The 14,122-nt window shown below is 60.8% G+C and carries 15 protein-coding genes and 1 other RNA gene; 9 read left to right on the forward strand and 7 right to left on the reverse strand.

Annotation, left to right across the window (positions count from 1 at the left end; translation table 11 throughout):
- The first annotated feature begins 317 nt into the window (after window positions 1-317).
- Both WBB95_RS13640 and WBB95_RS13645 read left to right on the forward strand, forming a co-directional pair.
- Complete coding sequence (locus WBB95_RS13640; protein WP_424488049.1) at window positions 318-2,705, forward strand: TonB-dependent receptor plug domain-containing protein; 2,388 nt, start codon at window positions 318-320, stop codon at window positions 2,703-2,705.
- Window positions 2,706-2,731: 26 nt separating this feature from the next.
- Entirely contained in the window at window positions 2,732-3,385 is a 654-nt protein-coding gene (locus WBB95_RS13645) for a gamma-glutamylcyclotransferase (protein WP_424488050.1), read from the forward strand.
- On the opposite strand, the gene glpT is transcribed toward WBB95_RS13645, so the two are convergent.
- Together glpT and WBB95_RS13655 are read right to left on the reverse strand one after the other, a co-directional pair.
- A complete protein-coding gene (gene glpT, locus WBB95_RS13650) occupies window positions 3,382-4,719 on the reverse strand; it encodes a glycerol-3-phosphate transporter (protein ID WP_110620394.1) in 1,338 nt (445 codons plus the stop codon). The genes WBB95_RS13645 and glpT overlap by 4 nt on opposite strands.
- A 264-nt stretch (window positions 4,720-4,983) precedes the next feature.
- Window positions 4,984-5,970 (reverse strand): NADPH:quinone oxidoreductase family protein, encoded by a 987-nt coding sequence (locus WBB95_RS13655; protein ID WP_424488051.1) that lies wholly within the window; start codon window positions 5,968-5,970, stop codon window positions 4,984-4,986.
- 149 nt (window positions 5,971-6,119) lie between these two features.
- Here WBB95_RS13655 and WBB95_RS13660 point away from each other — a divergent pair, with 149 nt between their 5' ends.
- Window positions 6,120-6,527 (forward strand): flagellar basal body-associated protein FliL, encoded by a 408-nt coding sequence (locus WBB95_RS13660; protein WP_424488052.1) that lies wholly within the window; start codon window positions 6,120-6,122, stop codon window positions 6,525-6,527.
- A 7-nt stretch (window positions 6,528-6,534) separates the two neighbouring features.
- Here the strand turns inward: WBB95_RS13660 and WBB95_RS13665 are convergent, their stop codons facing one another.
- Window positions 6,535-6,984 (reverse strand): EVE domain-containing protein, encoded by a 450-nt coding sequence (locus tag WBB95_RS13665; protein WP_424488053.1) that lies wholly within the window; start codon window positions 6,982-6,984, stop codon window positions 6,535-6,537.
- 194 nt (window positions 6,985-7,178) lie between these two features.
- Between WBB95_RS13665 and WBB95_RS13670 the strand changes: the two genes are divergently transcribed.
- The gene (locus WBB95_RS13670) at window positions 7,179-7,328 is read left to right on the forward strand and encodes a hypothetical protein (RefSeq protein ID WP_010207387.1); all 150 of its coding nucleotides are present in this window, start codon (window positions 7,179-7,181) and stop codon (window positions 7,326-7,328) included.
- Window positions 7,329-7,335: 7 nt separating this feature from the next.
- On the opposite strand, the gene WBB95_RS13675 is transcribed toward WBB95_RS13670, so the two are convergent.
- From WBB95_RS13675 to WBB95_RS13690, 4 genes are all read right to left on the reverse strand, one after another.
- Complete coding sequence (locus WBB95_RS13675) at window positions 7,336-7,965, reverse strand: 5-formyltetrahydrofolate cyclo-ligase (RefSeq protein ID WP_424488061.1); 630 nt, start codon at window positions 7,963-7,965, stop codon at window positions 7,336-7,338.
- 58 nt (window positions 7,966-8,023) lie between these two features.
- A non-coding RNA gene (ssrS, locus tag WBB95_RS13680) (6S RNA) lies at window positions 8,024-8,202 on the reverse strand.
- A 30-nt stretch (window positions 8,203-8,232) separates the two neighbouring features.
- Window positions 8,233-8,550, reverse strand: a complete 318-nt coding sequence (locus WBB95_RS13685) for a cell division protein ZapA (protein WP_424488054.1) — start codon at window positions 8,548-8,550, stop codon at window positions 8,233-8,235.
- Window positions 8,547-8,756 (reverse strand): TIGR02449 family protein, encoded by a 210-nt coding sequence (locus WBB95_RS13690; RefSeq protein ID WP_424488055.1) that lies wholly within the window; start codon window positions 8,754-8,756, stop codon window positions 8,547-8,549. Before WBB95_RS13690 ends, WBB95_RS13685 begins: the two co-directional genes overlap by 4 nt.
- Window positions 8,757-8,894: 138 nt before the next feature.
- Between WBB95_RS13690 and WBB95_RS13695 the strand changes: the two genes are divergently transcribed.
- The 5 genes from WBB95_RS13695 to WBB95_RS13715 are packed head-to-tail and all read left to right on the forward strand — an operon-like array spanning window position 8,895 to window position 13,684.
- A complete protein-coding gene (locus WBB95_RS13695) occupies window positions 8,895-9,452 on the forward strand; it encodes a YecA family protein (protein ID WP_424488056.1) in 558 nt (185 codons plus the stop codon).
- A 20-nt stretch (window positions 9,453-9,472) separates the two neighbouring features.
- Complete coding sequence (pepP, locus tag WBB95_RS13700) at window positions 9,473-10,795, forward strand: Xaa-Pro aminopeptidase (RefSeq protein WP_424488057.1); 1,323 nt, start codon at window positions 9,473-9,475, stop codon at window positions 10,793-10,795.
- Window positions 10,792-11,979, forward strand: a complete 1,188-nt coding sequence (ubiH, locus tag WBB95_RS13705) for a 2-octaprenyl-6-methoxyphenyl hydroxylase (protein WP_424488058.1) — start codon at window positions 10,792-10,794, stop codon at window positions 11,977-11,979. The genes pepP and ubiH overlap by 4 nt, the downstream gene beginning before the upstream one ends.
- Window positions 11,972-12,457 (forward strand): DUF4442 domain-containing protein, encoded by a 486-nt coding sequence (locus tag WBB95_RS13710; protein WP_424488059.1) that lies wholly within the window; start codon window positions 11,972-11,974, stop codon window positions 12,455-12,457. Before ubiH ends, WBB95_RS13710 begins: the two co-directional genes overlap by 8 nt.
- Window positions 12,458-12,466: 9 nt before the next feature.
- Window positions 12,467-13,684 (forward strand): 2-octaprenyl-3-methyl-6-methoxy-1,4-benzoquinol hydroxylase, encoded by a 1,218-nt coding sequence (locus WBB95_RS13715; protein WP_424488062.1) that lies wholly within the window; start codon window positions 12,467-12,469, stop codon window positions 13,682-13,684.
- The last annotated feature ends 438 nt before the right edge of the window (window positions 13,685-14,122 follow it).

The raw sequence follows: 14,122 nt of genomic DNA on the forward strand, positions 1-14,122 counted from the left end.
TCGATAGTCGGTTTGGTGGGCGGCTAGGTGGGTCGTGGTGTGCGCTATTTTGACGGCTTGGCACGCGCCCAGGCTGAACCGGGGCTGAAAGTACCGGGATTGTGGGGCCCAATCCTGATGAAGGGGCCGCGGGGCTTATGCATTCGCTTATTCCTTAAAGGTATTTAATTTGTTACATAAATATCATTAAGCTATATCTCAACGGACTACCGACTTCTCGACACCAACCAATAACTGACCGCCACCGCCCGCCAGCCGGATCGATCGTACGAACTCAGAGCATTGACGTTCTGATTCTTGATTCTTAGGGGAGCGGTATGGGGAGCTACAAGAAACACGCGCTGTACTCGGCGATTTTGTCGGCCAATTTGCTGACCACCGTGGGTTTCAATCAGGTATCGGCGGCCGAAACAGCCAACGCCGACGCACCAAAACTCGACACCGTGATCGTCACCGGCACCCGCGCCCAAGAGCGCACCGCGAGTGCTTCGCTGTCGCCTATCGATGTGATTTCCGGCGACACCCTGCGCAGCACCGGCTCCGATGAGTTGGGCGCGGTGTTGGCGCGCCTGATTCCTTCAATCAACTTCCCGCGCCCAAGCCTGGTGGATGGTGCCGAACTGGTGCGGCCGGCGCAGTTGCGCGGCCTGTCGCCGGATCAGGTGCTGGTGCTGGTCAATGGCAAACGCCGCCACACCAGTGCGTTCGTCAACCTTGGCGGCGCGGTGGGCCGTGGTTCGGCACCGGCGGATTTGAATGCGATCCCGCTGTCGGCGGTAGACCATGTCGAAGTGCTGCGCGACGGCGCGTCTGCCCGCTACGGCTCTGACGCGATCGCCGGGGTGATCAACGTGATCCTCAAGCACGACGACCATGGCGGCTCGATCGCCACCAAGTTCGGCGAGTACAAAAAAGGTGACGGTATCCAGCGTACTGTCAGCGGCAACACCGGCTTTGCGTTAGGCGACAACGGTTTCATCAACGTCTCGGGCGAAGGTGCCGACAACGATTACACCAACCGCGCCGGGGATGATTTTCGACCGGCCAGCGTAGGTTCTACCACCTACGGCCAGCGTGTTTTCCGTCAGGGCGAGCCGGCAACCAATGAAGGCAAATTCCAGTTCAACTCGGAATATTCCTTCAATGATGCGGCCGAGTTCTACTCCTTCGGCGGCTACAGCAAGCGGCGTGGTGAGACGGCGGCGTTCTACCGGGCGAGCAACGCGTCCAACAATATCCCGGCGCTCAACCCCAATGGCTATTTGCCGCTGATCAAGGGCGACCTTGAGGACACCTCGCTGGTCGTGGGGTTGCGCGGCTTGCTGGCCTACGACTGGCACTACGACCTGTCGGCCAACTACGGCAAGAATCAGTACGCGCTGAGCACTGAAACTATCAACACCTCCTTGGGCCTGGCGACGCCGCGCAAGTTCGACAACGGCACCCTGAGCAACGACCAGAAGCAAGTCAGCCTGGACCTGTCGCGTGAATTCGACGTGGGCTTCCTGCCGTATCCGGTGTCGGTGGCTTTTGGCGGCGAATACCTGCGCCAGGGCTACGAAATCGAAGCGGGTGAACCGGCGTCCTATTACCAGACCGGCAGTTCGGGCCTGGGTGGTTTCCGGGATGCCGACGCGGGCAGCACCTCGCGGCACAACTGGGCCCAGTACCTGGACCTGGAAACCAACTTCACCGAAAAACTCAGCGCCTCGGCCGCCGTCAGGCATGAGGATTACAGCGACTTCGGCTCCAATGTCAGCGGCTCGCTGTCGGCCCGTTATGACTTCACCCCGCAAGTGGCCTTGCGCGGCAGCATTTCCAATGGCTTCCGCGCGCCGTCCCTGGCCCAGCAGAACTTTGCCTACACCTCGTCGCAGCTGATTGGCAGTACCATCCAGGAAGCGGGCACCTTCCCGGCCAACAGCCAGGTCGCACGCCTGCTGGGTGCCGAAGACCTCAAGGCCGAGAAGTCGCGCAACTACAGCCTGGGCCTGGTGCTGGAACCGGCGGATGACCTGACCGTCACGGTCGATGTGTACCGTATCGACATTCGCGACCGCATCAGCCTGTCGTCCAACCTCAACCTCAACCCGGCGACTATCGCTTACTTGCAAGCCAACGGGGTTGGCAACATCAACTACACCACCGCCCGTTACTTCACCAACGCCACCGACACCAGCACCGACGGCGTCGACCTGGTGGCCAACTATCGTTACCAGCTTGATAACGGCATCCGCTGGAACAGCACCGTGGGTTACAACTACAACCACACCAACGTCACGGACGTGAAGCCCAACCCGGCGATTCTCGACAGTTTGGGTGCCAACCTGGTGCGCGTAGACCGCCGTGAACGCATCGGTCTGCTCGGCGACACCACGCCTCAGCACAAACTGAGCCTGGGTAACGACTTCACTTACGGAAATTGGGCACTGCACAGCAACTTGGTGCGCTATGGTGAATTCACCAGTTACCAGGCAGACAAGGTCAACGACCAGACCTTCAAAGCCGCGTGGGTACTGGACCTGTCGGCGGACTACAAGCTGAAGAACTGGACCTTTACCCTGGGCGGCGACAACGTCACCGACAAATACCCGGAGAAGGTCAACGCGTTCGCCAGCAGCGGTGGCAACCTCGCCTATAGCACTTTTTCGCCGTACGGTTACAGCGGCGCGTTCTATTACGGTAAAGTTGCCTATAACTGGTAAAACGCAGGAGACCTAAGCGATCTGCCATGACCGTTATTGAATCCGATCTTATGCAATTGGCTTACCCTCCGCGGCTCGATCTTGGGCCGCAACTCACTCACGAACAGTTAATGAGCTCAATGCAGGCCACCATGGCCCGGCATAAGGGTGGGCCGGTCTGGCTATTTGCTTATGGTTCGCTGATCTGGCGACCTGAATGTTCCTCGACCGAGCGCGTGCGGGCGCGGGTCCATGGTTATCACCGGGGCCTGTATTTGTGGTCGCACGAGCATCGCGGTACGCCGGAGTTGCCGGGGTTGGTCTTTGGTCTGGATCGCGGTGGTTCCTGCAGCGGGTTTGCCTACCGCTTGCCGGAAGACCAGTTGGAAGCCTCGCTTTACGCCTTGTGGCAACGCGAGATGCCTTACCCCTCTTACCGGCCGCACTGGCTCAACTGCCGTCTGGCAGATGGCACTCAGGTGCAGGCGCTGGGGTTTGTGTTGGAGCGGCACTTGCCGAGCTATGCCGGCAACTTGCCCGACATCGTGCTCAATCATGTGTTGCAAAGCGCTTGCGGGCGTTACGGCACGACTCGCGATTATGTCGAGCAGACCGTCAACGCCCTGCGTAGCCACGCCATGCCAGATAAAAATCTGGAGGCGCGGCTCAAGCGTTGTGCAAAGGGTTGCTCAGGCGATTAACGCGCTGTGCTGACGCTGTTGGTGTGCCACAACGTTGGGATCAGGAACGCGATTGCCAACAGGCACGCGCCTACCAGCAACACAAAACCGCCATCCCAGCCGAAATGGTCAACCGTGTAGCCCATGGCTGCACTGGCTGCCACCGAACCACCCAGGTAGCCGAACAAACCGGTGAAACCCGCAGCGGTGCCGGCGGCTTTCTTTGGCGCCAGTTCCAGCGCCTGCAGGCCGATGAGCATTACCGGGCCGTAGATCAGGAAGCCGATGGAGAACAGCGCGATCATGTCGACCATCGGGTTGCCCGGCGGGTTAAGCCAGTAAACCAGGGTCGCCACGGTCACCAGGGCCATGAACACGATGCCGGTCAGGCCACGGTTGCCACGGAAGATCTTGTCCGACATCCAGCCGCACAGCAGCGTGCCCGGAATGCCTGCCCACTCATAGAAGAAGTACGCCCACGAGGTTTTATCCACGTCGAAGTGCTTGGCTTCCTTGAGGTACGTCGGTGCCCAGTCCAGCACGCCATAGCGCAGCAAGTAGACGAAGACGTTGGCGAAGGCGATGTACCACAGCATTTTGTTGCGCAGCACGTACTTGACGAAGATTTCCTTGGCGCTGAATTCGTCTTCGTGGCTGGCGTTGTAGCCTTCCGGGTAATCGTTCTTGTATTCCTCAATCGGCGGCAAGCCCACCGATTGTGGGGTGTCGCGCATGGTGATGAAGGCAAACGCCGCCACTGCCAACGCCACGGTCGCCGGCACGTAGAACGCCGCGTGCCAGTCGTTGAACCACGCCATGCCGAGCAGGAACAACGGGCCGATCAGGCCGCCGCCGACGTTATGCGCCACGTTCCATACCGACACCACGCCGCCGCGTTCTTTCTGCGACCACCAGTGCACCATGGTCCGCCCACTTGGCGGCCAGCCCATACCCTGGGCCCAGCCGTTGATGAACAGCAAAATGAACATCATGGTCACGCTGGACGTTGCCCAAGGTGCGAAACCGAAAATGAACATCACTCCGGCCGATATCAGCAGGCCGAAGGGCAGGAAGTAGCGCGGGTTGGAGCGGTCGGACACCAGGCCCATCAAGAACTTGGACAAGCCGTAGGCAATCGCAATCGCCGACATCGCCAGGCCCAGTTCGCCACGGGTGTAACCCTCGTCGATCAGGTAGGGCATGGCCAGGGAGAAGTTTTTGCGCAGCAGGTAGTACCCGGCGTAGCCGAAGAAAATACCGGCGAAGATCTGCCAGCGCAGCCGTCGGTAGGTACTGTCTATTTTTTCTTCAGGCAGAGGCGCCTGGTGTGCGGCAGGACGAAAGAAAGCAAACATTCAAGAGCTCCAAATTTCTTGTTTTGACTGCGGATGCGAATGTTACAGTTTCGTTACCGAAAATAGCATCGCCTCTTATCTGCAAACACAGGAAATTGGAACGATTGCATGTTCTCTTATGAACATGTCGCTAATAGGCAAGTCATGGTCGTGATTGGTGCTTAAGGCCACTGAGGCTCTAATGTGGGAGCTGGCTTGCCTGCGATGGCGGTCTGTCAGTGATACCGCTATTGCAGGCAAGCCAGCTCCCACATTGATTGCATTTCAAATCGGCGAGCGGGTTTGCACGACGACCTTGCCCACCGCCTTGCGCTGCCCCAGGTCATCAATCGCCCGGGCTGCCTGCTCCAGCGGATACACCTGCGACACCAACGGCTTCAACTTGCCCTCGGCGTACCACGTGAACAGCTGTTGGAAGTTCGCCGCGTTATCCTGCGGCTGACGCTGGGCGAACGAGCCCCAGAACACCCCAACCACGGACGCGCCCTTGAGCAGCGCCAGGTTCACCGGCAGTTCGGGAATACGCCCGCTGGCAAAACCCACCACCAACAGGCGCCCGTTCCAGGCAATGCCACGGACGGCCTGGTCAAACAGGTCGCCGCCTACCGGGTCGTAGATCACGTCCACACCGTTGCCGTCGGTCAGGCGCTTGATCTCATCTTTTAGATTCGCTTCGCTGTAGTTGATCAACTCATCGGCGCCAGCGGCCTTGGCCACGGCCAGTTTGTCGGCACTGCTGGCGGCGGCGATTACCCGCGCACCCATGGCTTTGCCGATTTCAACCGCGGCCAGGCCCACGCCGCCGGAAGCGCCGAGCACCAATAAGGTTTCGCCAGGTTGCAGGTTGGCGCGTTGTTTCAGGGCGTGCATCGACGTGCCGTAGGTCATGCTGAAGGCAGCGGCGGTGTTGAAGTCCATGCTTGGCGGGATCGGCAGCACGTTGTAGCCCGGCACCGCGACCTGCTCGGCAAAGCTGCCCCAGCCGGTCAACGCCATGACCCGGTCGCCGACTTTCAAGTGGCTGACTTTTTCGCCCACTTCACTGACCACGCCCGCCGCTTCGCCACCCGGCGAAAACGGGAAGGGCGGCTTGAACTGGTATTTGCCCTCGATGATCAGGGTGTCCGGGAAGTTGACCCCCGCCGCGTGCACGTCCAGCAGGATTTCGTTCTTCTTGATCGCAGGGCTTTCGATCTCTTCCAGCACCAGGGTTTCGGCGGGGCCGAAGGCTTTGCACAGCACAGCTTTCATCGGACTATTCCTTTTGGCATCGTGGCCGATAAGTGTAGGAGGGTACGCCCGTGGGTCAACGAGCATGCCCGGGCCTGATAAGTCGCCATAAGCTTGTGCTCAGCCTTGCTAGCGTTATGCTACCCGGCACCGAATTCGAGGAATGAACTGTGAAAGCGTGGACCCTGTTGATGCTCGCCCTGACCTTGCCGATGGCAGCCCAGGCCGAAGAAGCGAAAGAAGGCGAGGCGCCAAAGGTCAGCTACATCAGCCTGACCCCGCCGTTCGTGGGCAACTACGGCCTGGATGGCACGGCGAAACTCAAGGTGTTCAAGGCCGACATCGCCCTGCGGGTGACCGGGCCTGAAGCGGCTGCAGCGGTCAAAGCCAACGACCCGTTGATTCGTAACCAATTGGTGGCCCTGTTTACCCAGCAGACCAGTGAGGCCATGAGCACGGTCGAAGGCAAGGAAAAGCTGCGACAGGAAGCGTTGAAGCAAACCCAGCAAGTGATGAATGACGAAACCGGCAAGCCGGTGGTGGAAGACCTGTTGTTCAACAACCTGATCATCCAGTAACCCTTACTCAGCGCAGCTGGATGATGGCTGCCCACTGCTCGGCAGTCACCGGCATCACGGAAAGCCGGGTGCCTTTCTGCACCAGTGGTAATTCGGCGAGGGCGGTTTGCTGCTTCAGGTAGCCCAGGCCTAACACCTTGGGGAAGGTTTTAACGTGGGCGACGTTGATCGCGCTCCACGGGTTTTTCTCCGGGGTCGCCTTGGCGTCGAAATAGTGGCTTTCTGGTTCCAGGGCCGTGGGGTCCGGGTACGCTGCTTCGATGATTTTGCCGATGCCGGCAATCCCGGGTTCCGGGCAACTGGAGTGGTAGAAGAAAAACTCATCGCCCACCGCCATGGCCCGCAGGAAGTTGCGCGCCTGATAGTTGCGCACCCCGTCCCAGCGGGCTTCGCCGAGCTTCTCCAGGTCTTTGATCGAGAGTTCGTCGGGCTCGGATTTCATTAACCAGTAGGCCATTTTTGGGCTCCTGAAAAAGGCATTGGGCAAGTTGTCGGGCAATTCCATGACAAACCGACAGTCGGTTGGCGTCAAGGTTTGCGTGTTGGTTCACGTTACCGCAGAATGCCCGCCTTTAAGCTTGACGCAGCTGCAACGGACTACTTTGGAACGTTGTTGTCATCGTGTACGAGGTGCCTGAAGGGGGGCAATCGATGCAACGTAAACCGGATTTACTATGGATTTTGGTTATTTTGTTTGGTCTGGGCGTCGTGACCACCGGCTACGCTCAAAGCTTGTGGTCGAACAAGACCGATGCACCGGTTGAACTGGCTCAGCAGCAGCCACAGCCATTCAAGCGTTAACACCATTTCAAGGCGTCGCTGGTTCCAGCGACGTTTCTGCGACATACCATTGCTTATCGGTGACAGTGCCCGCCAACGGCACGTCCCAGCTCGCCTGCGACAATCGATCAACCTTCTGACATTCATGGGCCAAGCCCAGCAACGTCGGTTTGCGCCAACGGTTGCGCCGGGCGAGGTAGGCAAGGCTGCGGTCATAAAAACCGCCGCCCATGCCCAAGCGGCCACCCACATCATCGAAGCCCACCAGCGGCAGCAACACCAGGTCGAGTGCCCACACATGGCGCTGGCGATTGGCGTTCACGCGCGGCTCAAGAATGCGAAAGCGATTGGGCAACAACTTATCCCCAGGCCGCACGCGCTGGAACACCATTTTAGTGCGCGGCCAGGCACTGAGCACCGGCAGGTAAGTGGCCTTGCCTCGGCGCTGCGCAGCGCGCAGCAGCAGGCGCGGATCGATTTCACCGTCCGTCGGTAGATATAAAGAGATGTGCCTGGCCCGGCGAAACAGCGGGTGCTGTGCCAGTTGCCGATACAGGCCGAAGGCGGCCTTGCGCTGCTCGCTCGGCGACAGTTCGCGGCGGGCTTTGCGCAACATGCGTCGAAGTTGCGGACGGGAAAGCGGCGCAGGTTCGGTCATGGTTTTTCGGCTCATAAAACAATGCCAGTCCGAGGACTGGCATTGAGTTTGGGAATTCAGGCTCCCCGACAGAGCCGCTGTCGACTTAGCCCTTGAACCCGAAAGTTCAAGGTGGAAGATGCAGTAGGCTTTAAGGCTTTCCGTCTAGCGGACATGCACACCAGCCCAACGTGCAACTTCCAGGGTAGTGCGAATCGGCTCAGGGACATCGCCGACTGGCAAACACGCCAGGGAGTGGGGCGAGTATACCTTAAACACTCGCGGCAATCAGCCCTTGGGTGGCTCTGGATCGGTAGAAAGTGCCAGATCCACGCGCTCCAGCAGGTCGCGTACTTGCTCACGCGTCGAGCCGCTGGCCTGCACGTCAGGCCGTTCCTGCTTATGCAGCAGATCGTGGGTGATGTTCAGCGCGGCCATCACGGCGATACGGTCGGCGCCGATAACTTTGCCACTGCTGCGGATTTCACGCATCTTGCCATCCAGGTAACGGGCGGCGCTCACCAGGTTGTTGCGCTCTTCCTGGGGGCAGATGATCGAATATTCTTTATCGAGGATCTGCACGGTTACGCTATTGCTTGAACTCATGAGTCTTGCTCCAGGGCCTTCAGGCGCGAAATCATCGATTCGACCTTACGCCGGGCGATTTCGTTTTTTTCAATGAGGTGAGCGCGTTCCTCGCGCCAGGTCTTTTCCTGAGCTAATAGGAGTCCGTTTTGACTCTTAAGTTGCTCGACCCGATCAATTAGCAGTTCGAATCTGGCCATCAGCGCTTGCAGGTCGGTGTCTTCCATTGGGTTCCACTGGATTTGTCTGATGAATGGCAACTGCAGGATAAACGATCTGACGCCCTTGATAGTCTTGGTACGTCTGCCGGTGCTAGGATACAGCGCTTCATTCTAGACATTGCGCCGTCTGGCGCCTAGCTCACCATGCCTATTCAGAACTCCCCGTACGACGCTTTTTCCAAACTGCTGAGCACCAGCGGTCACCCATGCTCGCCTGCCGAGTTGCACGGCGTGTTGCTGGGCCGCAGTTGCACCGGTGTTGGCTTCGATGCCGACAACTGGCTGGCTGATGTGGCCGAGCTGCTGGAAACCGAACCCACCGAGAACGTGCGTAATGCGCTGATCGGCCTGCAAGAGATGGTCAAGGGCGAGCTCACCGGTGATGACGTCACCGTGGTCCTGCTGCTGCCGACCGACGACGCACCGCTCGCCGACCGCGCTGCCGCACTGGGCCAATGGTGCCAAGGCTTCCTCCACGGTTTCGGCGTGAACGCCGGCGGCCTGGAGCTGAGCACTGACGCCAAGGAAGTGTTGCAGGATTTGGCAGCCATCTCCCAGGTGCAAGACGCCCTGGAAGAATCCGAAGACGGCGAAGGCGACTACATGGAAGTGATGGAGTATTTGCGCGTCGCGCCGCTGCTGCTGTTCACCGAGACCAAGAAGTCTGCTGAGCCGGCGACCCCCAAGCCGTCGCTGCACTAAGAAAGGACGCCCATCTGCCCATGATCCATATCCCCAAAGCGGAATACACCCGGCGCCGCAAGGCGCTCATGGCGCAGATGGAACCCAACAGCATCGCGATCCTGCCGGCCGCCGCTGTGGCGATCCGCAACCGTGATGTCGAGCATGTTTACCGCCAGGACAGTGACTTTCAGTACCTGAGCGGTTTCCCTGAGCCTGAAGCGGTGATCGTGCTGATGCCCGGTCGCCAGCATGGCGAGTACGTGCTGTTCTGCCGCGAACGCAACGTCGAACGCGAATTGTGGGACGGCCTGCGCGCCGGCACCGAAGGCGCGATCCGCGACTTTGGCGCTGACGACGCATTCCCCATCACCGATATCGACGACATCCTGCCCGGCCTGATCGAAGGCCGCGACCGCGTGTACTCGGCCATGGGCAGCAACGCCGAATTCGATCGCCACGTGATGGAGTGGATCAACGTGATCCGCTCCAAAGCGCACCTGGGCGCCCAGCCGCCGAACGAATTCGTTGCCCTGGATCATCTGCTTCACGACATGCGCCTGTATAAATCGGCGGCAGAAGTGAAGGTGATGCGCGAGGCAGCACGCATTTCCTGCGCGGCCCACGTGAAGGCGATGCAGGCCAGTCGCGCCGGTTTGCATGAGTTCAGCCTGGAAGCCGAACTGGACTACGAATTCCGCAAGGGCGGCGCGAAGATGCCGGCCTATGGCTCCATCGTCGCCGCCGGGCGCAACAGCTGCATCCTGCATTACCAGCAGAATGACGCGGTGCTCAAGGACGGCGACCTGGTGTTGATTGACGCCGGTTGCGAGATCGACTGCTACGCCAGCGACATCACCCGCACCTGGCCGGTCAACGGCACGTTTTCGCCGGAGCAAAAGGCGATCTACGAAATTGTGCTGGCCTCCCAGGAAGCCGCCTTTGCCGAGATCGCGCCGGACAAGCATTGGAACCAGGCCCACGAGGCCACGGTGCGCGTGATCACGGCGGGCCTGGTCAGGCTCGGCCTGCTGCAAGGTGACGTCGACGAATTGATCGCCAGCGAAGCCTACCGGGCCTTTTATATGCACCGCGCCGGCCACTGGCTGGGCATGGATGTGCACGATGTGGGCGAGTACAAAGTGGGCGGTGAATGGCGTGTGCTCGAAGTCGGCATGGCGTTGACCGTGGAGCCGGGGATCTACATTTCGCCGGACAACCAGAGCGTGGCAAAGAAATGGCGTGGCATTGGCGTACGCATCGAGGACGACGTGGTAGTGACCAAGCAAGGCTGTGAAATCCTGACCGGCGGTGTGCCCAAGACCGTCGCCGACATTGAAGCGCTGATGGCGGCGGCCCGATGAGCCGGGTCAATGTGGCGATTATCGGCGGCGGCCTGGTCGGCGCCAGCCTGGCGTTGGCGTTGCAGGCCGGGGCCAAGGCGCGCGGCTGGAAGATAGTGCTGATCGAACCGTTCGCGCCGGGCGACAGCTACCAGCCGAGCTACGACGCGCGTTCTTCGGCGCTGTCGTTTGGCGCCCGACAGATTTATCAGCGCTTGGGCCTGTGGCAGGAAATTTCCCGCCGCGCCGAGCCAATCAAGCAAATTCACGTGTCGGACCGTGGGCGCTTCTCCACCGCGCGGCTGTCCGCAATGGAAGAGGGTGTTCCCGCGCTTGGCTACGTGGTGGAGAACGCCTGGCTCGGGCAATGCCTGTGGCAAGGTTTGGACAAAGAAGTGGTCAGTTGGCGCTGCCCGGCGGAGGTCACGCGCATGGAGCCGTTGCTCGACGGTTACCGCCTGACCCTCAACGATGAAACCATGCTTGAGTGTGATCTGGCGGTATTGGCCGACGGCGGCCGTTCCGGGTTGCGCGAGCAACTCGGCATCGGCGTGAAAACCCGGCCGTACAACCAGAGTGCGCTGATCGCCAACATCACCCCAAGCGAATCCCACAACGGCGAGGCGTTCGAACGCTTCACCGATGAAGGCCCGATGGCCTTGCTGCCGCTGCCGGACAACCGCTGCGCGCTGGTCTGGACCCGCATCGGCATGGACGCACAGCGCTTGGCCGACCTTGATGAGCGCAGCTTCCTGAGTGAGCTGCAGGGAGTATTTGGCTATCGCCTGGGCACCCTGAAACAAGTGGGCGCGCGTCATTTGTATCCGCTGACACTGGTGGAAGCTGAAGAGCAGGTGCGCTCGCACCTGGCGGTCCTCGGCAACGCCGCCCACAGCCTGCACCCGATTGCCGGGCAGGGGTTCAACCTGTCCCTGCGTGATGCAGACGCATTGGCCGAGGCCTTGCTGGCCGGGCCGCAAGTACCGGGCGACCTGGCGACCTTGCAGCGCTACCGCGAACGTCAGCGCCTGGATCAGAAGCTGACCGTTGGGTTCTCCGACCAGGTCACGCGCCTGTTTGGCAGTGCTCAGCCGTTGGTCGCGATGGGCCGCAACATGGGCCTGCTGGGCCTGGATTTGTTGCCGCCGGCCAAGCGCTGGTTTGCTCGTCAGGCCATGGGCCTGGGCACGCGCCCCGATGCGTAAGTGGTTGGTGGCGCGGTTGGGCAAGGCGCGTTTGCTGCGTTGGGTCATGACGCTGTATCCGCCGTACCTGGGCGCCGGCGTCAGCGTGCAGCACATGAGCGCGGATTTTCGCCACGTCAAAGTGCGCATGGGCCTGGGCTGGTACAACCGTAATTACGTCGGCACGCAGTTCGGCGGCAGCCTGTATTCGATGGTCGATCCGTTCTACATGCTGATGCTGATGGAGAACCTGGGCCGCGACTACATCGTGTGGGACAAGGCCGCGAGCATCGATTTCATTTCGCCGGGCAAAGGCCCGGTGTACGCGGAGTTTTCCATCGACGAAGCCTTGCTGGACGAGATTCGCGGGCAAACCGACGGTGGCGAGAAGTATTTGCCTCACCTCAAGGTCGAGATTCATGACGGCTCCGGCACCTTGGTGGCGCGGGTCGACAAAACCCTTTACGTGCGGCGCAAGCCGCCAGCGAGACAGGCTTAAAGCATGGACATGCGCGCAGATGTGCTGATTGTCGGGGCCGGAATGGTCGGAAGCGCCCTGGCGCTGGCGTTGCAGGGCAGTGGCCTGCAGGTGCTGCTGCTCGACGGCAGCCCGCTGAGTGTCAAACCGTTCGACCGTGACGCGGCCTTCGAACCCCGCGTGAGCGCCTTGTCGGCCGCCAGCCAGCGCATCCTGGAACGCCTTGGCGTGTGGGACGGCATCGTCGACCGGCGGGCCAGCCCTTACGGCGAAATGCAGGTGTGGGACGGCAGCGGCACCGGGCAGGTCCATTTTTCGGCAGCCAGTGTGCACGCCGACGTGCTTGGGCATATCGTCGAAAACCGTGTGGTACAGGACGCCTTGCTCGATCGCCTGCACGACTGCGACCTGGGCCTGTTGGCGAATGCGCGCCTGGAGCAGATGCGCCGCTCCGGCGACGACTGGCTGCTGACCCTGGCCGACGGCCGTAAATTGCGCGCGCCGCTGGTGGTGGCTGCCGACGGCGCCAACTCCGCCGTGCGCCGCCTGACCGGCACAGTGACCCGCGAATGGGATTACCTGCACAACGCCATTGTCACCAGCGTGCGCAGCAGCCAGCCGCACCAGCGTACGGCGTGGCAACGTTTCACCGACACTGGCCCGCTGGCGTTTCTGCCCTTGGTGCGGGAGGGTCAGGAGGACTGGTGTTCGATCGTGTGGTCGACCACACCAGCTGAATCCGAGCGCCTGATGGCGCTGGATGACGACAGCTTCTGCCGTGAACTGGAGCGTGCCTTCGAAGGGCGCCTCGGCACCGTGATCAGCGCCGACCCGCGCGTTTGCGTGCCATTGCGTCAACGTCACGCCAAACGTTATGTGGCCGAGGGCCTGGCGTTGATCGGCGACGCGGCCCACGTGATCCACCCCTTGGCCGGGCAGGGTGTGAACCTCGGTTTCCTCGACGCGGCGGTGCTCGCCGAGGTGCTGTTGGCAGCCACCGAGCGCGGCGAACGGTTGGCGGATGTGAAAGTGCTGAGCCGCTACGAGCGTCGGCGCATGCCGCACAATTTGGCATTGATGGCGGCGATGGAAGGGTTTGAGCGGTTATTCCAGGCGGATCAGTTGCCGTTGCGTTGGTTGCGTAATGCCGGGTTGAAGCTGGTTGACCAGATGCCTGAGGCCAAAGCGATGTTTGTACGTCAGGCACTTGGCTTGACGGGGGATCTACCTGAGCTGGCGAAGCCCTGAAGGCGAGCACTTTTCCTGTGGGAGCCGGGCTTGCCCGCGATGCAGGCGCCGCGGTGTACATATCCATTGTTGGAGTAGCGGCTGAGATGGGTTCCGCTTTTACAGCGGGTCACTTTCGAAAAGCGCGAAAGTAACCAAAGCGCTCTTGCCCCGCCACTCGGCACCTCGCCTAGGCTCGGTGTGCCCTCACTCCGGCTTGAATCCGTGGGCCGCCGTGACGGGCCATCCATGGCCCAACACGGCTAGCCCGGCGTCCTGCCGGGTTACCCACGGATTCAAGCCTGCGTTCGGCCAGCGTGGTTAACGGGGCGCTCTAGATCAAGATCACAAGCAAGATCAAAAGCAGAGCACGGCGGCCTGAAAGCCGACCTGAGTGATTGAAGCAAAAGCGGATCACAAGCAAGAGCGGTGGCTGACCCGATCACTCAAGCCTAACTC

The organism is Pseudomonas sp. (assembly GCF_049645325.1).
In the GTDB taxonomy this organism is placed as follows: domain Bacteria; phylum Pseudomonadota; class Gammaproteobacteria; order Pseudomonadales; family Pseudomonadaceae; genus Aquipseudomonas.